Below are 24,033 nucleotides of genomic sequence, written 5' to 3'. Positions count from 1 at the left end.
TGGCGATAAGTGACATCCTTTAACGATCCGTCCAGTGAGGCGGAGAAGGAGGTCTCGCGTAAGCGTGGGCGCATCATCTGACTCGGAGCCGCAATGTCGGCGACATCCGGTTGAAGGACGCGAATTGCTGTCCGCCGCAGATGTCGGCAGGACCATCTCGCGTATCGCGCATCAAATCATCGAAAAGACCGCGCTTTCTGACTCCGGTGACGCGCCCCGCGTCGTCTTGGTCGGCATCCCTACCCGCGGAGCCACCCTCGCCAAGCGGCTCGCCGCACACATCACCGAATTCTCCGGTGTCGAGGTGCCCGCGGGATTCTTGGACATCACGCTGTACCGCGACGACCTGCGCAACAAACCACACCGCCCGCTCGAACGCACCTCCATTCCCGAGGGTGGCGTCGATGGCGCTCTGGTGGTGCTGGTCGACGACGTGCTGTTCTCCGGCCGTACCGTGCGCTCGGCACTTGACGCGCTGCGGGACCTCGGCAGGCCGCGTGCGGTGCAGCTGGCGGTGCTGGTCGACCGCGGACATCGCGAGCTGCCGCTGCGTGCGGATTACGTCGGCAAGAACGTGCCGACGGCACGCTCGGAGGACGTCAAGGTGCTGCTGGCCGAACACGACGGCCGCGACGCGGTGATCATCACGAGCGGGCAAGGGGCGCAGACATGAGACATCTCCTCTCCGCGGCCGACCTCACGCGTGACGAGGCCACCGCCATCCTCGACGACGCCGACCGGTTCCTGCAGGCGCTAGCCGGGCGTGAGGTCAAGAAGCTGCCGACCCTGCGCGGCCGCACCATCATCACGATGTTCTATGAGAACTCCACGCGCACAAGGGTTTCCTTCGAGGTCGCGGGCAAGTGGATGAGCGCGGACGTCATCAACGTCAGTGCCTCCGGTTCCTCGGTGGCCAAGGGGGAGTCGCTGCGCGACACCGCGTTGACCCTGCGCGCGATCGGCGCCGACGCGTTGATCGTCCGCCACCCGGCCTCCGGGGTAGCCGCACAGCTGGCGCAGTGGACCGCCGAAGGTGAGGGCGGTCCGGCCGTCGTCAATGCGGGTGACGGCACGCATGAGCACCCCACCCAGGCGTTACTCGACGCACTGACGATCCGGCAGCGGCTTGGCAGTCTCGAAGGGCGCCGCGTCGTCATCGTCGGAGACATCCTGCACAGCCGGGTCGCCCGGTCGAATGCTTTGTTGCTCAACACGTTCGGCGCAGAGGTGGTGCTGGTGGCGCCGCCGACGCTGCTGCCCGTCGGTGTCGGGACCTGGCCGGTGACGGTGACCCACGACCTGGACGCCGAGTTGCCGGGGGCCGACGCGGTGCTGATGCTGCGGGTCCAGGCCGAGCGCATGACCGGCGGCTTTTTTCCGTCGGCCCGCGAGTACTCGGTCCTATACGGCATGTCCGAGGCCAGGCAGCGGCTGCTGCCCGAACACGCGGTAGTGCTGCACCCCGGACCCATGCTGCGCGGCATGGAGATCGCGTCCGCGGTGGCTGATTCTTCGCAATCCGGTGTTCTGCAACAGGTATCGAATGGAGTGCATATCCGCATGGCCGTGCTGTTCCACCTGCTGGTCGGGTCCTCCGATAGCCCCGAGGCGGTTCCGGCATGAGCGTGTTGATCAAGGGCGTACTGCTGTACGGCGAGGGTGACCAGGTCGACGTCCTCATCGAGGACGGTCAGATCACCCGCATCGAGGCCGGCATCGGCGCAGGCATCGAGACCGAGGTCGATACGGCCATCGAGGCGCCCGGTCAGATATTGCTGCCCGGGTTCGTGGACCTGCATACACATCTGCGTGAGCCGGGACGTGAAGACACCGAGACCATCGATTCCGGTTCGGCCGCGGCCGCGCTCGGCGGCTACACCGCGGTGTTCGCGATGGCCAATACCAACCCCGTCGCCGACAGCCCCGTGGTGACCGACCATGTGTGGCAACGTGGTCAGCAGGTAGGCATCGTCGACGTTCATCCGGTCGGTGCGGTCACTGTCGGGCTCGAAGGCAAGCAACTCACCGAAATGGCGATGATGGCACGCGGTGCGGGCCGGGTGCGGATGTTCTCCGATGACGGCAAGTGCGTGCACGATCCGTTGGTGATGCGCCGTGCCCTGGAATACGCCAAGGGACTGGGCGTGCTGATTGCCCAGCATGCCGAGGAACCGCGGCTCACCGTCGGCTCGGTGGCGCACGAGGGTGCCAACGCGGCTCGGCTGGGCCTGACCGGATGGCCACGCGCCGCCGAAGAATCCATCGTCGCGCGCGACGCGATCCTTTCCCGCGACACGGGTGCACCGGTGCACATCTGCCACGCCTCCACTGCCGGGACCGTTGAACTACTCAAATGGGCCAAGGGGCAAGGGATTTCTATTACCGCCGAGGTGACGCCGCACCATCTGTTGCTCGATGATGGCCGATTGTCTTCCTACGACGGTGTGTACCGGGTGAACCCGCCGCTCCGTGAGTCCAGCGACGCCGCGGCGCTGCGCCAGGCTCTCGCTGACGGAGTGATCGACTGCGTGGCAACCGATCACGCGCCACACGCCGATCACGAGAAATGCTGTGAGTTCGCCGCGGCCCGCCCGGGAATGCTCGGATTGCAGACCGCGCTATCGGTGGTCGTGCAGACCATGGTGAGACCGGGGTTGCTCACCTGGCGCGATATCGCCAGGGTGATGAGTGAGCGCCCGGCGCAGATCGTGGGCCTGCCCGACCAAGGGCGCCCGATTGCCGTCGGTGAGCCCGCCAACCTGACCATCGTGGACCCCGATGCGTCCTGGACTGTCAGTGGCGATGGTTTGGCCAGTAAGTCGGCCAACACCCCGTTCGAATCAATGACCTTGCCCGCCACGGTGACCGCCACGCTACTGCGTGGCCGCATCACCGCGCGGGACGGGAGGGTGGCGTCGATGAGTCATCTGTGCGACGAGGATTTGGCACAGTGAACCACGGCGACTTCATTGGTGCGCTCATCATGGCGGGCGCCTCACTGACGTTGGCGGTCTTACTCTTCCGCCTGATGTGGCGCGGTTGGCGCGCCCGCGCGCAGCGGCAGACCGATGTCGTCGGCGAGCTGCCGGTCACGCCGGCGGAGCGCGGCGACATGGTGATCGAACCCGTGGAAGGTCTTTACGTCGGCAGTACCATCGCGCCCGACTGGCAAGACCGAATCGCGGTGGGTGACCTGGGGTATCGGGCCGCGGCCACCCTTACCCGGTATTCTCGGGGAATCTTGTTGGAGCGCAGCGGAACCGGAGAGATCTGGATACCCGCCGATGCCATCACCGAGATCCGCACGGCCAAGGCGCTGGCGGGCAAGGTGCTCACCCACGACGGAATTCTCGCGATTCGGTGGCGGCTGCCCTCTGGCACCGAGATCGACACAGGATTTTTGGCCCGACCGCGAAGTGAATACGAGGAATGGAAGGTAGCGTCATGACCGATGAGCCGCGTGCGCGAAGAGGATTCGGTCGTGACAAGGCGGTGCTGGTTCTCGAAGACGGGCGGGTTTTCACCGGTAAGCCGTTCGGCGCGGTGGGGGAAACCCTTGGTGAGGCGGTGTTCTGCACGGCCATGTCGGGGTACCAAGAGACCCTGACCGACCCGAGCTACCACCGGCAGATCGTGGTGGCGACAGCTCCCCAGATCGGCAACACCGGGTGGAACGACGAGGACGACGAGAGCCGCGGCGGCAAGATCTGGGTCGCCGGATATGCGGTGCGCGATCCCTCGAACCGGGTATCGAACTGGCGCGCCAGCGGTACCTTGGACGATGCCCTCAAGGCGCAGCATGTCGTCGGCATAGCGGGCATTGACACCCGCGCCGTGGTCCGGCACCTGCGTACCCGCGGATCGATGAAGGCGGGCATCTTCAGTGGCACCGTTGCCGACGCGCCCACAGATTTCCTGCTCTCCCGCGTCAACGGGCAGCCCGCCATGCTGGGCGCCGATCTAGCCGGGGAGGTGAGCACGGCCAGCACATACACCGTGGAACCCGATGGTGCGCACCGGTTCACGGTGGCCGCCCTGGACCTGGGCATCAAGACCAACACACCGCGTAATTTCGCGCGACGTGGCATCCGCGTGCAGGTGGTGCCCGCCTCGATCAGCCCCGATGAGCTACTCGCGCTCGCGCCCGACGGTGTCTTTCTGTCCAACGGTCCGGGAGATCCGGCCACCGCGGACCATGTCGTCTCGGTGACCCGGGCGGTATTGGACCGCAAGATCCCGCTGTTCGGCATCTGCTTCGGTAACCAGTTGCTGGGCCGGGCACTTGGGCGGTCGACGTACAAGATGACGTTCGGGCATCGCGGCATCAACATTCCGGTCATCGACCACTCGACCGGGCGGGTTGCCATCACCGCGCAGAACCACGGTTTTGCCCTCGAAGGTGAGGCGGGCGAGCAGTTCGACACACCGTTCGGGCGCGCCGAGGTAAGCCACACCTGCGCCAACGATGGCACGGTGGAAGGGATCCGGCTGTTGGACGGATCTGCTTTCTCGGTGCAGTACCACCCGGAGGCGGCGGCCGGACCTCATGACGCCGAATACCTGTTTGATCAGTTCGCATCCGCATTGGAAACAAACTCGGAGAATCGGGGTAACCGCTGATGCCACGTCGCACAGACCTCAACCACATCCTGGTCATCGGTTCCGGACCCATCGTGATCGGCCAGGCGTGCGAGTTCGATTATTCGGGCACCCAGGCCTGCCGTGTGCTGCGCTCCGAGGGGTTGCAGGTCAGCCTCGTCAACTCGAACCCGGCGACGATCATGACCGACCCGGAGTACGCCGACAACACCTATGTCGAGCCGATTACTGCCGAGTTCGTGGAGAAAGTCATTGCCGCACAGGCAGAGAAGGGCAACAAGATTGACGCCCTGTTGCCGACACTGGGCGGCCAGACCGCACTGAACACCGCGGTCGCGCTGTATGAGAACGGTGCGCTGGACCGGTATGGCGTGGAGCTCATTGGCGCGAACTTCGAGGCCATCCAGCGCGGTGAGGATCGGCAGCGCTTCAAGGACATCGTCGCCAAGGTCGGTGGTGAGTCCGCCAAGTCCCGAGTCTGCTTCACCATGGAAGAGGTCCGCGAGACAGTTGCCGACCTCGGGCTGCCGGTCGTGGTGCGCCCGTCGTTCACCATGGGCGGTCTGGGCTCCGGCATGGCGTACACAGCCGACGATGTCGAGCGCATGGCGGGAGAGGGGCTTTCGGCCTCGCCCTCGGCGAACGTGCTGATCGAAGAGTCCATCTACGGTTGGAAAGAGTTCGAACTCGAGCTGATGCGTGACGGCCGCGACAACGTGGTGGTCGTGTGTTCGATCGAGAACGTCGACCCCATGGGTGTGCACACCGGCGACTCGGTCACGGTCGCGCCCGCGATGACCTTGACCGACCGCGAGTACCAGAAGATGCGTGATCTCGGCATCGCGATCCTGCGCGAGGTCGGGGTGGACACCGGCGGCTGCAACATCCAGTTCGCCATCAACCCGCGCGACGGCCGTCTCATCGTCATCGAGATGAACCCGCGTGTGTCTCGTTCAAGCGCATTGGCTTCCAAGGCAACCGGCTTCCCGATCGCCAAGATCGCGGCCAAGCTTGCCATCGGGTACACACTCGACGAGATCGTCAACGACATCACCAAGGAGACCCCCGCCTGTTTCGAGCCGACCCTGGACTATGTGGTCGTCAAGGCACCCCGATTCGCCTTCGAGAAGTTCCCCGGCGCCGACGCCACCTTGACCACCACCATGAAATCGGTGGGAGAGGCGATGTCCCTCGGCCGCAACTTCGCCGAGGCGCTCGGCAAGGTCATGCGCTCGCTGGAGACCTCGGCGGCGGGCTTCTGGACCGACAAGGCTGAGCCCATCGAGGACCTGGACGCCTTCCTGAAGGAACTGCGGGTGCCGCGCGATGGCCGGCTCTACGGCATCGAGCGCGCGTTGGCCGCGGGCGTGCCGGTTGAGCAGGTGGCCGAGGTGACCGGTGTCGACCCGTGGTTCGTCGAAGAAATCGCCCAGATCAATCAGCTCGGTACCGAATTGCGTGAGGCGCCGATCCTCGACGAGGAGTTGCTCCGGCGTGCCAAGCACTACGGGCTGTCTGATCGCCAGATCGCCGCGCTACGTCCGGAATTGGCGGGGGAGAACGGCGTTCGGTCGTTACGTCATCGGATGGGTATCCGGCCGGTGTACAAGACCGTCGATACCTGCGCCGCCGAGTTCGAGGCCAAGACGCCGTACCACTACTCCAGCTACGAGCTGGACCCGGCGGCCGAGTCGGAGGTGGCCCCTCAGACCGAGCGCCCCAAGGTACTCATCTTGGGTTCTGGGCCCAACCGCATCGGCCAGGGCATCGAATTCGACTACAGCTGCGTACACGCGGCAACCACGTTGTCGCAGGCGGGTTTCGAGACCATCATGGTCAACTGCAATCCGGAGACAGTGTCCACCGACTACGACACCGCTGATCGCCTCTACTTCGAACCGCTGACGTTCGAGGATGTGCTCGAGGTGTACCACGCCGAGTCCGAATCCGGTCGCGGTGGACCGGGCGTTGTCGGGGTGATTGTGCAGCTCGGCGGGCAGACTCCGCTGGGGTTGGCCAAGCGTCTGGCCGACGCCGGCGTGCCGGTGGTGGGCACCAGCCCGGCGGCCATCGATCGCGCCGAGGACCGCGGCGTCTTCGGCGATCTCTTGGTGTCGGCGGGATTGCCGGCCCCACGCTTTGGTACCGCAACGACTTTCGAGCAGGCCAAGCAGATCGCCGCCGACATCGGTTATCCGGTGCTGGTGCGCCCGTCCTACGTGCTGGGCGGACGCGGTATGGAGATCGTCTACGACGAGGAAACTCTGCACGGCTACATCGCCCGGGCCACCCAGCTGTCGCCCGAGCATCCGGTGTTGGTGGACCGGTTCCTGGAGGACGCGATCGAGATCGATGTCGACGCGCTGTGCGACGGCACCGAGGTCTATCTCGGCGGCGTCATGGAGCACATCGAGGAGGCTGGTATCCACTCTGGCGACTCCGCCTGTGCGCTGCCACCGGTCACCCTGGGCCGCAGCGATATCGAGAAGGTGCGCAAGGCTACGGAGGCCATCGCGCATGGCATCGGTGTGGTCGGACTGCTGAATGTGCAGTACGCGCTCAAAGACGATGTGCTCTACGTTCTTGAGGCCAACCCGCGTGCCAGCCGCACCGTGCCGTTCGTATCCAAGGCCACTGCGGTCCCCCTGGCCAAGGCATGTGCGCGCATCATGTTGGGCGCCACCATCGCCGGCCTGCGCGAAGAGGGCCTGCTGCCCGCGGAGGGCGATGGCGCCACCTCGTTGCCGGGTGCTCCGGTGGCGGTCAAGGAGGCCGTGCTGCCGTTCCATCGGTTCCGTAAGGCCGACGGCAGCGGAGTCGACTCCCTGCTGGGGCCGGAGATGAAGTCGACCGGTGAGGTTATGGGTATCGACGCCGATTTCGGCAGCGCGTTTGCCAAGAGCCAGACTGCCGCGTACGGATCGCTGCCCAAGGAGGGCACCATCTTTGTCTCGGTGGCCAACCGCGACAAGCGCTCACTGGTGTTTCCGGTGAAACGGCTCGCCGATCTGGGATTCACGGTGCTGGCCACCGAAGGCACGGCGGAGATGTTGCGCCGCAACGGAATTCCATGTGAAGAGGTGCGCAAGCACTATCAGGAGCCGGGTGGCACGCTGCCCGCGCTGTCCGCGGTGGATGTCATCAAGGCAGGCGATGTCGCGATGGTCATCAACACCCCGTATGGCAACTCCGGCCCGCGTGTTGACGGCTACGAGATCCGCTCTGCCGCGGTTTCGATGAACATTCCGTGTATCACGACGGTGCAGGGTGCCTCGGCCGCGGTGCAGGGCATCGAAGCCGGTATCCGCGGCGATATCGGGGTGCGGTCGTTGCAGGAACTCCACGCAGGGTTGCGATGAGCCGCTTGCGCGAAGAGCGTCGGGTTGCGATGAGTCGCTTGTGTGAAGAGCGGTGGATCCGGTGACGTTCGGGGCACGGCTGCGGGCCGCGACCACATCACGCGGCCCGCTATGTGTGGGCATCGATCCGCACCCGGAGCTGCTGCGTGCCTGGGGTTTCGACGCCGACGCAGCGGGTCTGGCCAGGTTCAGCGATATCTGCGTCGAGGCATTCGCCGACGTCGCGATCGTCAAGCCGCAGGTGGCGTTCTTTGAGTCTCACGGTGCGGCAGGTTATTCGGTCCTGGAACGCGCTATCGCGGGATTGCGTGACGCGGGTGTGTTGGTGCTCGCCGATGCCAAGCGCGGGGACATCGGCTCGACGATGGCGGCCTATGCACAAGCCTGGCTGGGCGATTCACCGCTGAGCTCAGATGCGGTCACCGCCTCCCCGTACCTGGGGTTCGGGTCGTTGTCCCCCTTGCTGGACCTCGCGCGCGAACGTGATCGTGGCGTCTTTGTGCTGGCCGCGACCTCCAATCCGGAGGCCCCTCCGGTGCAGCGGGCGCGCGCCGGAGAAAAGACCGTCGCGCAAGCGATGGTGGACCAGGTGGCCGCGCTGAACGCGGAACAGGCTGGCCCGGGTTCGGTGGGCGTGGTGGTCGGCGTGACCGTCACGGATCCACCGGATCTATCGTCGCTGGGCGGCCCGGTGCTGGTGCCGGGGCTCGGCGCCCAGGGCGGCAAGCCCGAGGACCTACGTGGGCTGGGTGGTGCCCCGGGATCGCTGCTGCCCGCGGTCTCCCGTGAGGTGTTGCGGGCCGGGCCGGACGCTACCGCGCTGCGTGCGCAGGTAAGTCGATTGCGCGACAGCGTCGCCTATCTACTCGACTGAGTCTGGCGCCGGTCGAGAGTGCGAATCCGGTCGATAACCGACCGAAAATCGACACAATCCGCACACTCGGGTCCGCGGGTGTCTATCTGGCCGAGTGCGCCAGCGGCCGTCCGTCCATTACCTGACCGGCAGTGGGGGACAAGGGGTTTCGGCACAGGAAGCGTGCGGCGGCCAGCGGCACCAGAGAAGCCACCACGATCCATCGTCCGATCGGCGTGAATCCGCCCCAGTGCGGATCGATGACGTAGATCCGGGTGTAGACCAGCGTCAGTATCGCGCCGACCAGTACCAGGACACCGACCGCGATATCGCGCCCCGTGTTCATCGCCGGCACCGGGCGATCCCACCAGGGCAATGGCCGTCGCTCGGTGGCCCGCAGCGGGACGAAGAACACCGCCACGACGGCGCACACGATGAGCAGCCGCAGCACGTTTGCCGGCCAGTACCACGCGTCATGCTGGCTCAGCAGCCCGATACGGAAGGTCAAATAGACCCCGTAGGACAGCAGAAATGTGACAACCCAGTGCCACAGGTAGATCGTCATGCTGCCGCTGTTGCACAGTTCGAAGAAACGCCAGGTCCTGGCGCCCTGGACCCAGCGATTGATGATGGGTGCGAACGCGATCACCGCGAGGCATTCCACGATCGAGCTTGCGGCGAGCAGCAGGGTCGGCGGCATGTTGGCGATCAGGCCCGACGGATACGGACCGAGGACGGCAAGTGCCACGGTCGCGGCCAATGCGACACTCGCGAGGGTCAACGCCACCGGGCGGGGGACGAGCCGGCGCTGATAGCCGATGCCGAGGGCCGCGGGGATCAGCCACATGAAGATCATGTTGATCCAGCCCGTCGTCAGCCACGTGTCAGTGATCAGACTGACGGTGTCCGTGAGGGCGGTGAGCAGGCACATTGCCGCGATGAACCAGCCGAGTTGGTGCGCGGTGCGGATGCGCGCCAGACACGGCATGAAGGCCAGCGTCAACAGGTAGGCCCCCACGTACCAGAGCAGTTCAATATGGCGCATCTCGAGGTATAGCAGTTGTGGTGAGTTGCCCATCGTGATGCGCAGCAAGGTGGTGATCAGCGCGACGACGGCCAAAAAATAGAACACGGGGCGAAAGAGCCGCGTTGCCCGGCCCATCAGAAACTGCCCCCAGGATTTGCCGGACTCCCAGGAGTGTACGTTTGCGGCGGCACCGGCAAAGAAAAACAGCGGCATGAGCGGTACCAGCCAAAATAGCCAATGTACGTTGTAATTCGATGCCATCGCGGGTTTGCCCTTGACGAGGGTGGGGCTGCCGGCAAGGACGTGGTAGGCCACCACGGTGGCCAGTGACATCAGCCTCACGGCATCTAGTACCCGATCACGCTCACGTGATGGGTGCTCGTGGTCACCCATATTTGGCACCCTACCCAGCAACTGATGCGCTGCGCTGAGCGGCCGCACGGGCGCTCCGCGAGTGGTGCCCTCACCTGCGTCTCTTCAACTGAAGGTTGACGGGGCGCGACACGCGCAACACGAGATTCACACAAGATTTTCAGTTTGCCCTCACGGCAATCACGGTTTGCTTGTCTCCGCTTCGGGTATACGAATTGCCGGTGTTGTCAACTCTGTGCGAAACCGTATGTGGTGCAACATATTTAAAAACTTATCTGGAGAAATGCCGGGTGGGGCGGCGAGGATGCGATGGTTGCTCGGCGGGGTCGCTCGCGGCCCCTCTAGCAGGCGATTTTCCCCGAGATAAGGGGGGTGGGGTTCACATTTGTCGGCTGGCGTGGGTACGGTCGCTGTCGCTGGCTGGTTGTGTTTCCAGCCGAACAGAAAAATCGACGAGTTTCGTACGAGACGGAGGAATCGTGGCCCTTCCACAGTTGACTGACGAGCAGCGCGCCGCCGCGTTGGCGAAGGCGGCTGCCGCCCGCCGCGCCCGGGCCGAGCTCAAGGAGAAGCTCAAGAAAGGTGGCACCAATCTCAAGCAGGTGCTCACGGACGCCGAGACCGATGAGGTCCTGGGCAAGATGAAGGTTTCCGCTCTGCTGGAGGCCCTGCCCAAGGTCGGCAAGGTCAAGGCCCAGGAGATCATGACCGAGCTGGAGATCGCCCCGACCCGCCGTCTGCGTGGCCTTGGCGACCGTCAGCGCAAGGCGCTGCTGGAGCGGTTCGACTTTTCCTGATCTACTCCAGATGACAGCTTCGACGAGGGGCCGGGTAGTAGTCCTATCCGGCCCCTCCGCCGTCGGTAAATCCACCGTTGTGCGTCGGCTACGCGATGAGGTCGACGGCCTGTTCTTCAGCGTTTCCGCGACCACCCGGGCCCCACGGCCGGGTGAGGTGGACGGTGTCGACTATCACTTCGTCACCGCCGAGGAGTTTCAGCGGTTGATCGACACCGACGCGCTGCTGGAATGGGCGGACATCCACGGCGGATTACAACGCTCGGGAACCCCGGCCGCGCCCGTGCGTGAGGCCATGGAGGCGGGCCGCCCGACGCTCATCGAGGTCGATCTGGCCGGTGCCCGGGCGATCAAAGCCGCGCTCCCGCAGGCTCTCGCCGTCTTTCTGGCGCCACCGAGCTGGGAGGCGCTGGTGGATCGGCTGACCGGCCGGGGCACCGAATCGGAGTCCGTGATTGCCCGGCGGCTGGAAACGGCCACGGTGGAAATGGCGGCCCAAACCGACTTTGATGTCGTCATCGTCAACGACCAGTTGGAAAATGCCTGCGCAAAGTTGGTATCGTTATTGGTCGGACGTTAACCGGCAGCGCTGCACGAATTCTGCGCCAGCCATATTCAGCGCCATATACCTATCCAGGAGATTCTTTAGTGAGCACCTCCCAGACCGACGTCATCGTCGAACCGGGCACCGACAGCTACGACGCCGCTCTCGACACGCCGCTGGGTATCACCAACCCGCCGATCGACGAGCTACTGGCCCGTGCCTCGAGTAAGTACGCGCTCGTGATCTACGCCGCCAAGCGCGCACGCCAGATCAACGATTACTACAACCAGCTGGGCGACGGCATCCTCGAGTACGTGGGACCGCTGGTCGAGCCAGGCCTGCAGGAGAAGCCGCTGTCGATCGCGCTGCGCGAGATCCACGGCGACCTGCTCGAGCACACCGAAGGCGAGTAAGAAGCTCTGCGATGAGCCGCTTGCGCGAAGAGCATCAAGGCTAGGGCGACGTCCATGTCCCGGATCATCGTCGGAGTGGGTGGAGGAATCGCCGCCTACAAGGCCTGCACCGTGGTGCGCCAGCTCGCCGAGGCCGGGCACAGCGTCCGGGTCGTTCCCACCGAGTCGGCCCTGCAGTTCGTGGGAGCCGCGACCTTTGAGGCGCTCTCCGGTGAGCCGGCCCGTACCGGGGTGTTCGACGATGTTCCCGAGGTTCCGCACGTGCGGCTCGGACAGGATGCCGACCTGGTAGTGGTCGCTCCCGCCACCGCGGACCTGCTGTCGCGTGCCGCCACCGGCCGGGCGGATGACCTGCTGACCGCGACCCTGCTCACCGCCACGTGTCCAGTGCTGTTCGCCCCCGCGATGCATACGGAGATGTGGCTGCATCCGGCAACCCAGCAGAATGTCGCGACCCTGCGGAGCCGTGGCGCGGTTGTCCTGGAGCCCGCCTCTGGCCGCCTGACGGGGGCGGACACCGGCCCGGGCCGTCTTCCCGAGGCCGAAGAAATCACCACCCTGGCCCAATTATTGCTGGCACGACCCGACGCGCTGCCGCACGATCTGGCCGGTGTGCGGGTCCTGGTCACCGCCGGCGGCACTCGTGAACCCCTGGACCCGGTGCGCTTTATCGGAAACCGCAGTTCCGGTAAGCAGGGATACGCCATCGCCCGGGTCGCCGCTCAGCGTGGTGCCGAAGTCACGCTCATCGCGGGTCATACCGTCGGCTTACCGGATCCCGCTGGCGTCGAGGTGGTGCATATCAGCTCCGCCGCGCAATTGCAGGACGCTGTCACCAAACACGCTCCTGCGGCCGAAGCGCTGATCATGGCGGCAGCGGTGGCAGATTTCCGGCCGGCCCACGTTGCGACCAGCAAGATCAAAAAGAGCCACGGGGCCGCCGGTGAGAATGACGCGCCCATTGAGTTGCTGCGCAACGCCGATGTGCTGGCCGGTGTGGTTCGTGCGCGTGCAGACGGGCAGCTGCCCAAGATGCGGGCAATCGTCGGGTTTGCCGCGGAAACGGGCGACGCAAACGGCGATGTGCTCTTTCACGCCCGCGCCAAGTTGAAGCGCAAGGGCTGTGATTTGTTGGTAGTCAACGCTGTTGGCGAGGGACGGGCCTTCGAGGTGGACAGCAATGACGGGTGGTTGCTCTCGGCGCAGAGTGGTGGTGACATCACCGAAGTTGTCCTTGAACACGGCACCAAAGTTCTGATGGCAAGCCGTATTGTGGATGCCGTTGCCGGGCTTTGTCAGTGAAGCTGACAACCGGGCATGGCCTCGATCTTGGTTCGTCGGCCATAATGATTAGGACATGTAACGATCTGAAAGGGGCTGCGCTGTGAGCTCAGCTGGACGGCTTTTCACCAGCGAATCAGTGACCGAAGGGCATCCGGACAAGATCTGTGACGCCATCAGTGACTCGATCCTGGACGCCATGCTCGCGCAGGACCCGAAGTCCCGGGTGGCGGTGGAGACGCTGGTGACCACCGGTCAGGTCCATGTCGCCGGCGAGGTGACTACCTCCGCCTATGTCGATATCCCGCACATCGTCCGGGAAAGAGTGCTGGAAATCGGCTATGACTCCTCTTCCAAGGGCTTCGATGGAAACTCCTGTGGTGTGAATGTCGCCATCGGTGCGCAGTCACCCGATATCGCGCAAGGTGTCGACACGGCCCACGAGGCCCGCGTTGAGGGCGCCGCGGATCCGCTGGACGCTCAGGGAGCCGGCGATCAGGGCCTGATGTTCGGCTACGCCATCAACGACACCCCCGAGCTGATGCCGCTGCCCATCGCGCTGGCACACCGGCTCTCGCGCCGCCTGACTGAGGTGCGCAAGGATGGGCTGCTGCCGTACCTGCGTCCCGACGGTAAGACTCAGGTCACCATCGAGTATGACGGCAACAAGGCCGTCCGGCTGGACACTGTCGTGCTCTCCACGCAGCACGCCGCGGATATCGATCTCGAAAATCTGCTGACCCCGGACATCCGCGAGAAGGTGGTCCAGGTAGTGCTCGACGAGCTGAACCAGGATGGTCTGGACATCTCCGACTACCGGCTGCTGGTCAACCCGACGGGCAAGTTCGTGCTCGGCGGGCCGATGGGTGACGCCGGACTGACCGGCCGCAAGATCATCGTCGACACCTACGGCGGCTGGGCCCGCCACGGCGGCGGCGCGTTCTCGGGCAAGGACCCGTCAAAGGTGGACCGTTCCGCCGCGTACGCGATGCGCTGGGTGGCCAAGAATGTCGTCGCGGCCGGCCTCGCCGACCGGGCCGAGGTGCAGGTCGCGTACGCCATCGGCAAGGCAGCGCCGGTCGGTCTGTTCGTTGACACGTTCGGTACCGCCACCGTCGATCAGGCCAAGATTGAGAAGGCCATCAACGAGGTGTTCGACCTGCGTCCCGGCGCCATCATCCGCGACCTGGACCTCCTGCGTCCCATCTACGCGCAGACCGCCGCGTACGGCCACTTCGGCCGCACCGATGTCGAGCTGCCCTGGGAACAGACCGACCGCGTCGATGCGCTCAAGGCCGCCATTTAGCCGCTGCGCTTCCTGCCGAGCCGACGCAAAGCCCCCGACACGCCGAGTGCGGGGGCTTTTGCGTCGGCTCGGCGCCTAGATGATCTTCGGGATCAGCGCCTTCCGGTCGGCGGGGTAGTCGATGAACTTCTCCTGGTACCAGCGGTGGGTGGCCAGCGCGCGGGGGATGAGGTTGCCGGCGGTGATCAACAAGATCACCACACCGGGCAATGCCCAGGTCAGCAGGGCGAAGCCGGACCAGGCGATCAGCTCGCCGAGGTATGCCGGGCTGGTGACGAACCGGAACCCACCGCCGAATGGGATGCGGTATTCGGCCGCGCCAGGGTTCTTCTTGTCACGCAGGTTACGGACGATTGACTCGGAACTGAGTAGCAGCGTGAACCCGCACAGATAGACCGCCAGGCCGAGTAGGAACCGCGGATCGTGCAGCCAGGCATCGGAGTACTGCCCGAAGAAGTCATGGCTGAAGAGCGTGCCATTGAGGTACCCATGCATCGACGTCACCAGCATGCCCATGACGACGACCGAGACGTTGAAGGTACTGCGCTTGCCCGGCACCTGGCGGATGGCCAGCGGGAAGAACCAGCCGCGGTTGGCGTAGTGCAACATCCAGATCGCGGCGAGGACCAGCGGGGCGGTCTCGAGCCGGTGGGGCCCGGTCAGGTAGCAGACAAGAAATACCACCGTCGCCGGTATCTCCATCAGCCACCAGCCGAGCTTCGGATTCAGATTGAGCCCGAGTTTCGTGGTGGAGAAGCGGCCATACGAGCTTTGTGCGAAGAAGCCTCCGACGATCACGAACGCCGCGAACGCGAAAGCCGCCGTCAGCACGGTGTCGTAGATGGAATTTCCGGTATACCAGTGCATGGTGTTTTCCTCGTGAGCGAGCGGGGAGGCCGTGATGCGAACCACAAAACTGTAACGTGTTCTACCACGCCCGGAGGGCACCCTGGATACATGCCCGGCGGTTGGGCACCGGGCGCCCGTTGAACCGTTTGGCGCGCGCCAACGGCGCAGTGCGCATAAAGTCGGTCAATGACGGTGATCAGAGCCGCACTGACGCAAGCGACTTGGACCGGCGACAAGGAATCGATGCTCGCCAAACACGAGCGTTTTGTCGCCCAGGCTGCGGCCCGGGGTGCCCAGGTGATCTGCTTTCAAGAGCTGTTCTACGGCCCGTATTTCGGCATCGTCCAGGACAAGAAGTACTACGGCTACGCCGAACCCGTGCCCGGCCCGGTTACCGAGCGATTCGCCAAGTTGGCCAGGGAGCACCGCATGGTCCTGGTGCTGCCCGTGTACGAGCAGGAACAACCGGGCGTTCTCTACAACACCGCCGCCGTCGTCGATTCCGATGGCAGATACCTGGGCAAGTACCGTAAGCACCATATTCCGCACCTGGACCGGTTCTGGGAGAAGTTCTACTTCCGGCCGGGCAATCTCGGATACCCGGTGTTCGACACCGCCGTCGGCAAGATCGGCGTCTACATCTGTTATGACCGCCATTTCCCCGAGGGCTGGCGCAACTACGGACTGGCCGGAGCAGAGCTGGTCTTCAATCCGTCGGCCACCAAACCTGGTCTTTCCAACAGGCTTTGGGAACTCGAGCAGCCCGCCGCCGCGGCGGCGAACCAGTACTTCGTCGGCGCCAACAATCGGATAGGCGCCGAAAGCGGTGAATTCGGCGATCAGGCGGTCAGCTTCTATGGCAGTTCGTACTTTGTGGACCCGCGCGGCAACTATGTCGGCGAAATCGGCTCCGCGACCGACGAAGAGATCGTGATACGGGATCTCGACCTGTCGCTGGTCCGTCAAGTTCGGGATGACTGGCAGTTTTACCGGGACCGCCGTCCGGATACCTACGGCCCGATCATCGCACCGTAGGAGGCTGCGATGGCAACGACTTTGATCCGGGGCGGCACGGTGGTGTCGGCGACCGGACGCGGTGCCGCCGATGTCTTGGTGGACGGCGCGACGATCGCGGCGGTCCTATTGCCCGGCAGCACCCTGCTCGGGATGGACCTCGCGAAAACCGTCGATACCGTGATCGAGGCCCACGGCAAATACGTTATTCCCGGGGGCATCGACGCACACACTCACATGTCCATGCCCTTCGGCGGTACTACGGCATCCGATGATTTCGAGACCGGCACGCGCGCCGCCGCGTGGGGCGGCACGACTACCATCATCGACTTCGCAGTGCAGAAATTCGGTGAGCGGCTGCAGGATTCGCTGGATACCTGGCATGAGATGGCAGCCGGGCAATGTGCCATCGACTACTCGTTTCACCAGATTGTGGGAGATGTCAACGATGCTTCTTTGGCGGCGCTGCGCAGGCTGACCGACGAGGGCATCACCAGCTACAAGATGTTCATGGCCTATCCCGGGGTCTTCTACAGCGACGACGCACAGATAGTGCGGGCCATGCAGGTGGGCGCCGCGACGGGGCTGATGACGATGATGCATGCCGAGAATGGTCCCGCGATCGACGTTTTGGTGGCCCAGTTACTCGCCGAAGGCAAGACCGATCCTTATTACCACGGCATCGCCCGCGCGTGGCAGCTTGAGGAAGAGGCCACGCACCGCGCCATCATGCTGTCCAATCTGACCGGTGCGCCGCTGTACGTGGTACACGTCTCGGCGAAACAGGCCGTCGCGCAATTGGCGGCCGCGCGTGACGCCGGCCAGAACGTATATGGCGAAACGTGCCCGCAATATCTGTATCTGTCCCTCGAGGACAACCTGGGCGCGCCCGGTTTCGACGGCGCCAAGTGGGTCTGCTCGACGCCGCTGCGTGCCAAGCACGAGCATCATCAGGACGAAATGTGGCGCGCATTGCGCACCAACGACATTCAGATGGTGTCCACGGACCACTGCCCGTTCTGCATGAAGGGGCAGAAGGACATGGGCATCGGGGATTTCTCCAAGATTCCCAACGGTATCGGATCCATCGAACACCGGATGGACCTGCTCTACCAAGGTGTGGTGGACGGCCGGATCAGCGTGGAGCGGTGGGTCGAGATCACCTCGACCACGCCGGCACGGATGTTCGGGCTGTACGGGCGCAAGGGCGTCATCGCCCCGGGGGCCGATGCGGACATCGTTGTCTACGACCCCAACGGGCACACCTCGATTGGACTGGGCAAGACCCATCACATGAATATGGACCACTCGGCGTGGGAGGGGTACGAGATCGACGGGCACGTCGATACCGTGCTGTCCCGCGGAAAGGTGATCGTCGACGGCGACGAGTACCTCGGCAGTAAGGGGGACGGTGTGTTCCTGCGCCGCGACCTGTGTCAATACCTCATCTGAGGCTGGTTGATAGAGAGGGCCCCGCGATGGATTTCGGAGTTGTCCTGCAATGCGACCCACCCGCGGTGCGTACCGTGCAGCTGGCGAAACTTGCCGAGGCTCATGGTTTCAGCCATCTGTGGACCTTTGATTCGCATCTGCTGTGGCAGGAGCCCTACGTGCTCTACAGCCAGATTTTGCACGAAACGCGGCGCATTGTGGTGGGCCCCATGGTGACCAATCCGGCCACGCGAGACTGGACCGTCACGGCGTCGCTGTACGCGACCCTGAATGACATGTACGGCAACCGCACCATTTGCGGCATCGGTCGTGGCGATTCCGCGGTGCGCGTAACGGGTGGGACGCCGACCACGCTGGCAACGCTGCGCGAATCGATACATGTCATTCGAGAGCTGGCCAACTCCCGTCCCGTCGAATATCACGGCGCCACCATGCAGTTCCCGTGGAGCAGAGGGTCCGAGCTCGATGTCTGGGTAGCGGCGTACGGGCCCAAGGCCCTTGCCCTCGCGGGGCAGGTCGCCGACGGCTTCATCCTGCAGCTTGCCGACATCGATATCGCACGCTGGATGATCGGGGCAGTGCGGGAGGCAGCGGTCGCTGCCGGGCGCGACCCCGCGGCGGTACGGATTTGCGTGGCTGCACCCATGTATGTGGGATCGGACCGGACGCACATGCGCGCGCAGTGCCGCTGGTTCGGTGGGATGGTGGGTAATCACGTCGCCGATATCGTGGCCAGATACGGCTCACAGGGCGATGTACCGCAGACCCTTACCGCGTACATCGCCGGCCGTGACGGATACGACTACAACCAACACGGCCGCGCGGGAAACACCCACGCCGAGTTCGTCAGTGATGACATCGTGGACCGTTTCTGTGTGTTGGGCACCGCCGATGAACATATCGCCAAATTGTCCGAGCTCAAGGCCTTAGGTGTGGACCAATTCGCCGGCTACCTCCAACACGACAACAAGGAAGAGACGCTGCGGGTCTATGGAGAGACAGTGATACCCGCACTGTCACAACACATCACGGCGAAGAGCGGCTAGTGGTCCTGGAGGCGGCCGGCCCGGCGGCCGGTAGATTGAGTAACGATGACCTGGCGCCCACCACGGCGGCACAGGCCACCTGGCGCACGTGGGACATCTTCTGTCTCTGGATGACCTCCGCGCACAGCCTGGGCAGCTACGGATTCGCGGTGGGCATGCTGGCGCTGGGTCTTACCGGTTGGCAGACGATGCTGGCGCTCTTCACCGGGGTGCTGGTGCTCTGGACGGGGAGCAATCTGATCGGGATAGCCGGCCAACGGCTGGGCGTGCCCTTCCCGGTTTTCGCCCGCGCCACGTTCGGGGTGTTCGGCGCCAACATCCCGGCGCTGCTGCGCGGCCTGGTCGCTATTTTCTGGTACGGCATCCAGACCTACCTGGCATCCACGGCGGTTATCGTGCTGCTGCTACGGCTGGACCCGGGACTGCGGTCCTGGACGGAACCGACATTCCTGGGCCTACATGCCTTGGGGTGGGCCGCATTCCTTTCCCTGTGGACTGTGCAGCTGCTGATCCTGAACTACGGCATGGAAGTGGTGCGCAAGGCATCGGATGTGGCCGGCCCGGTGGTCTGGATCGGGATGCTCGCCCTGGCCGTATGGATGTTGGACAGTGTGGGCTGGAGCATCGACTTCGGCGCTCGTACCGGCGCACCGTTGTCGGCTGGGGCCACGGTGTTGGCGTTCGTCGGGGTGGCTTTCCTGATGGTCGCTTTCATGGCGGGTCCGCTGGTCAACTATGCCGACTTCGCGCGTTTCGCGCCGAGTAGGCGTGCGATTCTGCGGGGCAACGCACTGGGTATCCCGTTCAACGAGACGGCCTTCGTGGTGATCTCGATCGTCATTTCGCTTGCCGCACTGAAGAAGTACGGCAGTGCGATGACCGATCCGGTCGAGCTGGTCGCGGATATCGACTCGGATGCCGTCGTGGTGGTCGCCGCGGTTCTTTTCGCGATCGCCACCGTCGGCATCAACGTGGTGCTCAACTTCGTCTCGCCGTCGTACGACATTTCCAATGTGGCACCGAAGTACATCTCATTTCGCACCGGGGGCATCATCACCGCGGTGCTGTCGGTCGCGGTGCTGCCCTGGAAAATCTGGGGCAACGAGGCCGCGATCGTGTACTTCCTGGGTGGTGTGGGCGCTTTGATGGGACCGGTGTTCGGCATCCTGGTCGTGGACTACTACCTGCTGCGCCGGCAACACACCCACACCGCCGACCTGTATTCCGAATCCCCCGGAGGCGCGTATCACTACGCCGGCGGCTTCAATCCGGCCGCGCTGATCTCGCTGGGTATCGGCGGCATTGTGGCGGTCGTTATCGCGCTGGTGCCGCGAGCCCAGGGCGTGACCGCCCTTTCCTGGCCGGTCGGCGCCCTGCTGGGCGGCGTACTCATGTACCTGTTGGGGCGTGGCAGGTCCCGGTCTAGCCGTGTAGGGCCTGCTTGAGCGCGGCCAGGGAAAGGTCGCGCTCCTCGGTGGCGGACGGCACGATATCGGCGTAGCCGAGGTAACCGTGGATCAACGTCGGCGCGTTGTGTAGCTGTACGGGCACACCGGCGTCACGCAACAGCTCGGCGTACTTGGCGCCGTCATCGCGCAGCGGATCGAACTGTGCCGTGCCGATAAAGGCCGGAGCCAACCCCTCGAAGTTTTCCGCACGGGCCGGGACCAGCGTCGGGCCCGCGGTGGCCGGATTGGTGTCGCCGAGGTACCACTTGCTCAGCGCACCCACGGTCTTGAAGTCCAGCACTGGCGCCTCGGCGTTCTCCACCATGGACGGCAGCGTCGTGTCAAAGGTGGTGGCTGGGTACCACAGCACCTGAAAAGCCAGGTCAATGCCATTGTCGCGGGCCAGTTGCGCCATGACTGCCGACAGGTTTCCACCGGCCGAATCACCGCCCACGGCAAGGCGGCCCGGGTCGCCGCCGATCTCGGCGGCGTGCTCGTGCACCCATTGCAGGGCGGCCCAGCAATCCTCGACCGCGGCAGGGTAGGGGTGCTCGGGCGCCAGCCGGTAGTCCACCGAGACCACCACGGCATCGGCCTGTACCGCCGCGGCGCGAGCCACCGCGTCGTGGGTGTCCAGGTCGCCGATGACCCATCCGCCGCCATGGATCAGCACGAAAACCGGACGTACTCCGCCCTCGGCGGGCGAGTAGATCCGAACCGGTATTTCGCCGGCGGGGCCCGGGATCGTGCGATCTTCGATGTTGGCCACCTCGATCCACGGCGGGCGCGCCGTGGCGATCGCCCGATAGGCATCCCGGGAGGCCTGCGGCCCGTCCGGTGAAACGAGTTGAATCGGAACAGCTTCCAGGATCTTGACGATGATCGGATCGATACCGGCGGTGGCTGTCATGGCCTCACCTTAGCGGCATCCCCTCGGGGACTTACCCGGGACGGGCCACACTGGGTAGCGCACATCGGCGACCGTGCGGTGGTGGATCCGCGGTTGCGTCGGCTGCGTCTGCTAGAACGACCAGGTGACTGCGACGCGGGTGGTGGCCGAACACGAGCCCATTGCTCGGGTGCTGCCGTTGCTCACCGTGCCGCATCTGGATCGGGAGTTCGACTATCTCGTATCGGCCGAGCAATCGGACGATGCCCAGCCCGGTGTGCGGGTGCGGGTGCGTTTCCACGGCCGCCTGGTGGACGCCATCCTGCTGGAGCGCCGTTCGGAAAGTGACCACTCTGGCAAGCTCGGCTGGCTGGATCGCGTCGTATCTCCTACCCGGGTGCTCACCCCGGATGTCCGCAGGCTCGTCGACGCGGTGGCGGCTCGCTACGCCGGGACTCGCGCGGATGTGCTGCGCCTCGCGCTGCCGCCGCGTCACGCACGCGTCGAAAAGGAAAACCGGGTGCCAGGCGCGGACGGCTTGCCGCCGGAAACTCCGGATCGCTCCGGCTGGTCGCGTTATCAGCGCGGAGAACGATTCCTGGACGCGCTGACGCACGGCCGTGCCGCGCGCGCGGTCTGGCAGGCGCTGCCGGGGGAGGCCTGGTGCCTGCGGCTTGCCGAGGCCGCGCGGGCCACCGCGAGCACCGGCAAGGGAGTGTTGGCGATTGTTCCCGACCAGCGGGATATCGACGCGCTGTCCGCTGAATGCGTGAAAAACTTTGGCGTGCAACGTGTTGTCGCGCTCTCGGCCGAGTTGGGGCCGGCCGAACGATATCGGCGGTGGTTGGCGGTGCTACGCGGCCAAGCGACTGTGGTGATCGGCACCAGGGCTGCGGTGTTCGCGCCGGTGGTCGATCTGGGACTGGTGATGGTGTGGGACGACGGCGACGACAATCTTGCCGAGCCGCGTTCTCCCTATCCGCATGCTAGGGACGTGGCGATGCTGCGCGCCCACCAATTGCGCTGCGCCGCGGTGATCGGGGGGTATGCCCGTACGGCCGAGTCGCAGGCGCTCGTCGAAGGCGGCTGGGCGCACGATCTGGTGGCCGCCCGGCCCACGGTGCGGAAGTCCTCGGCACGGATCAGTGCGCTCGATGACAGCGGATACGCGCAGGAGCGTGATCCGGCGGCACGTTCGGCGCGCCTGCCGATGGTCGCGTTGACCGCGGCCCGCGACGCACTGAAGCGCGGTCATTCAGTACTTGTGCAGGTGCCGCGCCGTGGTTATGTGCCGGCGCTGGCCTGTACGAAATGCCGGACGGTGGCGCGGTGCCGTCACTGCACCGGGCCGTTGGCATGGGAGGGGCCCGGCGGGGCATCGCACAGTGCGAGCCCCAGCTGTCGATGGTGCGGACGGGTAGACGCCGACTTGCGTTGTGCGCGCTGCGGCTCCAGTGCGGTACGTGCTGTGGTGGTGGGCGCTCGCAGGACGGCCGAGGAGCTCGGCAGAGCGCTGCCCGGGGTGCCGGTCGTGACCTCCGGTGGCGGTGAGGTCCATGACACGGTGACCGGGCCGCCGACCCTGGTGGTGTGCACTCCCGGGGCGGAGCCGGTGACACCGGGCGGGTATGGCGCGGCGCTGCTGCTAGACGCGTGGGCACTGCTGGGACGTCAGGATCTACGCGCCGCGGAGGACACCCTGCGCAAGTGGATGGCTGCCGCGGCCTTGGTGCGCGGGCGCGATGAGGGCGGAACGGTGGTGGTGGTCGCGGATTCCTCCCTGTCCACCGTGCAAGCGCTCATTCGGTGGGATCCGGTGGGACACGCGGCCACCGAATTGGCGGCGCGCGCGGAGGTGGGGCTGCCGCCGCAGGTGCACATCGCCGCCGTCGACGGGCCCGCCCAGGCGGTCGCCGGCCTCATTGACACGGCCGACCTGCCGGAGGGGGCCGAGCTGCTGGGGCCCGTCGAGCTGCCGCTTGGGGCGCGGCGTCCGGCGGGTGTGCCCGACAGCGTCGAGGTGGTGCGCATACTGGTTCGGGTCGAACGCGCCGCCGGACTGGAACTCGCCGCGGCTTTGCGCCGCGGCGTCACCACGCTGAGCGCTCGCCGCGACGCCCAGCCCGTCAGGGTTCAGATCGATCCGCTCCACGTGGGCTGATCTGGCGAATTTCAGCAATTTGCGGCGACGAGCCGGGACCCCTCACCAATGCCTTCGGCGAAGGTCTCCACGATGTAGCCGATGAGATCGTCTTGAGTCATGGTGCGCGAGGCGCTCCACCAGTTGATGGTCATCAACACGCCCCCGACTGCGAGCCGCGACCAGATGGGTGCCAGCCGCGTCATCTGGTCGCCGGGAAACTGGGCGTGCAAATGCTCTTCGGTCACCTGGGCTATGAGATCAAAGACACCGTGATCGAGCTGTTCCTGCGCGGTGAGGTCGCGATCAAGTGCGATGTACAGCTCGGGTTCCGCGCTGATCCAATCGATAACCAGGGTGGAAAAGGCCCGGATCTGGTCCCGTGTGTCGCCCACCATGCTGTGCTGCCAGGCGCCGGAGATCAGTCGGTCTGCGTGGCGCCGACTCAACGAGCGCAGCAGGTCGGCCTTGGTGGGAAATACCGCGTAGCATGCGGACCTGGCGAACCCGGCCTCCCTGGCCACTTCGGCGATGGAGACGGTTCCGCCACTGTTGCGAATCGCGCGCTCGGCGGCGTCGAGCAGCTCCTCGGTTCGCAACTTGCGATCGTACGGAGCGCCACTGGGCCGGCCTCGTCCTCTGGT

General features: G+C 65.2%; 21 protein-coding genes. 17 read left to right on the top strand and 4 right to left on the bottom strand.

Going from position 1 to position 24,033, the window contains the following annotated elements; genetic code table 11:
- The first annotated feature begins 64 nt into the window (after positions 1 to 64).
- From pyrR to pyrF, 7 genes are read left to right on the top strand one after another with little or no spacing between them, the layout of a single operon-like run.
- Entirely contained in the window at positions 65 to 673 is a 609-nt protein-coding gene (gene pyrR / locus MAB_RS14365) for a bifunctional pyr operon transcriptional regulator/uracil phosphoribosyltransferase PyrR (RefSeq protein ID WP_005082350.1), read from the top strand.
- Positions 670 to 1,623 carry an aspartate carbamoyltransferase catalytic subunit gene (locus tag MAB_RS14360; protein WP_005057676.1) on the top strand — a complete coding sequence of 318 codons (954 nt, stop codon included), beginning with the start codon at positions 670 to 672 and terminating at the stop codon, positions 1,621 to 1,623. Before pyrR ends, MAB_RS14360 begins: the two co-directional genes overlap by 4 nt.
- The gene (locus MAB_RS14355; protein ID WP_005082347.1) at positions 1,620 to 2,954 is read left to right on the top strand and encodes a dihydroorotase; all 1,335 of its coding nucleotides are present in this window, start codon (positions 1,620 to 1,622) and stop codon (positions 2,952 to 2,954) included. The genes MAB_RS14360 and MAB_RS14355 overlap by 4 nt, the downstream gene beginning before the upstream one ends.
- Complete coding sequence (locus tag MAB_RS14350; protein ID WP_005082346.1) at positions 2,951 to 3,448, top strand: PH-like domain-containing protein; 498 nt, start codon at positions 2,951 to 2,953, stop codon at positions 3,446 to 3,448. Before MAB_RS14355 ends, MAB_RS14350 begins: the two co-directional genes overlap by 4 nt.
- Positions 3,445 to 4,620, top strand: a complete 1,176-nt coding sequence (gene carA / locus MAB_RS14345) for a glutamine-hydrolyzing carbamoyl-phosphate synthase small subunit (protein WP_005082345.1) — start codon at positions 3,445 to 3,447, stop codon at positions 4,618 to 4,620. Before MAB_RS14350 ends, carA begins: the two co-directional genes overlap by 4 nt.
- A complete protein-coding gene (carB, locus tag MAB_RS14340) occupies positions 4,620 to 7,958 on the top strand; it encodes a carbamoyl-phosphate synthase large subunit (RefSeq protein ID WP_005111366.1) in 3,339 nt (1,112 codons plus the stop codon). The genes carA and carB overlap by 1 nt, the downstream gene beginning before the upstream one ends.
- 52 nt (positions 7,959 to 8,010) lie before the next feature.
- The gene (gene pyrF / locus MAB_RS14335; protein ID WP_005111363.1) at positions 8,011 to 8,832 is read left to right on the top strand and encodes an orotidine-5'-phosphate decarboxylase; all 822 of its coding nucleotides are present in this window, start codon (positions 8,011 to 8,013) and stop codon (positions 8,830 to 8,832) included.
- Positions 8,833 to 8,914: 82 nt separating this feature from the next.
- Here the strand turns inward: pyrF and MAB_RS14330 are convergent, their stop codons facing one another.
- Positions 8,915 to 10,231: an acyltransferase family protein gene (locus MAB_RS14330; RefSeq protein ID WP_005111362.1), complete on the bottom strand. Its 1,317-nt coding sequence runs from the start codon at positions 10,229 to 10,231 to the stop codon at positions 8,915 to 8,917.
- A gap of 458 nt (positions 10,232 to 10,689) precedes the next feature.
- Here MAB_RS14330 and mihF point away from each other — a divergent pair, with 458 nt between their 5' ends.
- The 5 genes from mihF (at position 10,690) to metK (ending at position 14,551) form a co-directional block, all read left to right on the top strand.
- On the top strand, positions 10,690 to 11,007 hold the full coding sequence (gene mihF / locus MAB_RS14325) for an integration host factor, actinobacterial type (protein WP_005057687.1): 318 nt from the start codon (positions 10,690 to 10,692) through the stop codon (positions 11,005 to 11,007).
- 10 nt (positions 11,008 to 11,017) lie between these two features.
- Positions 11,018 to 11,587, top strand: coding sequence for a guanylate kinase (gene gmk / locus MAB_RS14320; protein WP_025239507.1), 570 nt, complete (start codon positions 11,018 to 11,020; stop codon positions 11,585 to 11,587).
- A gap of 68 nt (positions 11,588 to 11,655) precedes the next feature.
- On the top strand, positions 11,656 to 11,964 hold the full coding sequence (gene rpoZ / locus MAB_RS14315; RefSeq protein ID WP_005057694.1) for a DNA-directed RNA polymerase subunit omega: 309 nt from the start codon (positions 11,656 to 11,658) through the stop codon (positions 11,962 to 11,964).
- Between the two features lie 54 nt (positions 11,965 to 12,018).
- Positions 12,019 to 13,266, top strand: a complete 1,248-nt coding sequence (gene coaBC, locus MAB_RS14310) for a bifunctional phosphopantothenoylcysteine decarboxylase/phosphopantothenate--cysteine ligase CoaBC (protein WP_005057695.1) — start codon at positions 12,019 to 12,021, stop codon at positions 13,264 to 13,266.
- Positions 13,267 to 13,348: 82 nt separating this feature from the next.
- Positions 13,349 to 14,551, top strand: a complete 1,203-nt coding sequence (gene metK / locus MAB_RS14305; RefSeq protein WP_005057696.1) for a methionine adenosyltransferase — start codon at positions 13,349 to 13,351, stop codon at positions 14,549 to 14,551.
- Between the two features lie 75 nt (positions 14,552 to 14,626).
- Here metK and MAB_RS14300 read toward each other — a convergent pair whose 3' ends face one another.
- On the bottom strand, positions 14,627 to 15,418 hold the full coding sequence (locus MAB_RS14300) for a phosphatidylethanolamine N-methyltransferase family domain-containing protein (RefSeq protein ID WP_005111358.1): 792 nt from the start codon (positions 15,416 to 15,418) through the stop codon (positions 14,627 to 14,629).
- Between the two features lie 168 nt (positions 15,419 to 15,586).
- On the opposite strand from MAB_RS14300, the gene MAB_RS14295 reads away from it, so the two are divergent.
- Genes MAB_RS14295 through MAB_RS14280 form a run of 4 tightly spaced genes read left to right on the top strand, consistent with a single transcriptional unit; the run spans position 15,587 to position 20,357 of the window.
- Positions 15,587 to 16,435 (top strand): nitrilase-related carbon-nitrogen hydrolase, encoded by an 849-nt coding sequence (locus MAB_RS14295; protein ID WP_012296600.1) that lies wholly within the window; start codon positions 15,587 to 15,589, stop codon positions 16,433 to 16,435.
- A 9-nt stretch (positions 16,436 to 16,444) separates the two neighbouring features.
- Positions 16,445 to 17,866 carry a dihydropyrimidinase gene (hydA, locus tag MAB_RS14290; RefSeq protein WP_005111354.1) on the top strand — a complete coding sequence of 474 codons (1,422 nt, stop codon included), beginning with the start codon at positions 16,445 to 16,447 and terminating at the stop codon, positions 17,864 to 17,866.
- Between the two features lie 26 nt (positions 17,867 to 17,892).
- Entirely contained in the window at positions 17,893 to 18,912 is a 1,020-nt protein-coding gene (locus tag MAB_RS14285; protein ID WP_005111352.1) for a TIGR03842 family LLM class F420-dependent oxidoreductase, read from the top strand.
- Complete coding sequence (locus tag MAB_RS14280; RefSeq protein WP_005082336.1) at positions 18,912 to 20,357, top strand: NCS1 family nucleobase:cation symporter-1; 1,446 nt, start codon at positions 18,912 to 18,914, stop codon at positions 20,355 to 20,357. Before MAB_RS14285 ends, MAB_RS14280 begins: the two co-directional genes overlap by 1 nt.
- On the opposite strand, the gene MAB_RS14275 is transcribed toward MAB_RS14280, so the two are convergent.
- On the bottom strand, positions 20,335 to 21,270 hold the full coding sequence (locus MAB_RS14275) for an alpha/beta hydrolase (RefSeq protein WP_005082335.1): 936 nt from the start codon (positions 21,268 to 21,270) through the stop codon (positions 20,335 to 20,337). The genes MAB_RS14280 and MAB_RS14275 overlap by 23 nt on opposite strands.
- 124 nt (positions 21,271 to 21,394) lie before the next feature.
- On the opposite strand from MAB_RS14275, the gene MAB_RS14270 reads away from it, so the two are divergent.
- Entirely contained in the window at positions 21,395 to 23,410 is a 2,016-nt protein-coding gene (locus MAB_RS14270) for a primosomal protein N' (RefSeq protein ID WP_012296599.1), read from the top strand.
- An 11-nt stretch (positions 23,411 to 23,421) separates the two neighbouring features.
- On the opposite strand, the gene MAB_RS14265 is transcribed toward MAB_RS14270, so the two are convergent.
- Complete coding sequence (locus MAB_RS14265) at positions 23,422 to 23,988, bottom strand: TetR/AcrR family transcriptional regulator (protein WP_005057714.1); 567 nt, start codon at positions 23,986 to 23,988, stop codon at positions 23,422 to 23,424.
- Positions 23,989 to 24,033: the final 45 nt, after the last annotated feature.

This window comes from Mycobacteroides abscessus ATCC 19977 (genome assembly GCF_000069185.1).
In the GTDB taxonomy this organism is placed as follows: domain Bacteria; phylum Actinomycetota; class Actinomycetes; order Mycobacteriales; family Mycobacteriaceae; genus Mycobacterium; species Mycobacterium abscessus.
Note: the sequence above shows the minus strand (reverse complement) of the source record. Positions and strands in the feature narration are given on the sequence as shown.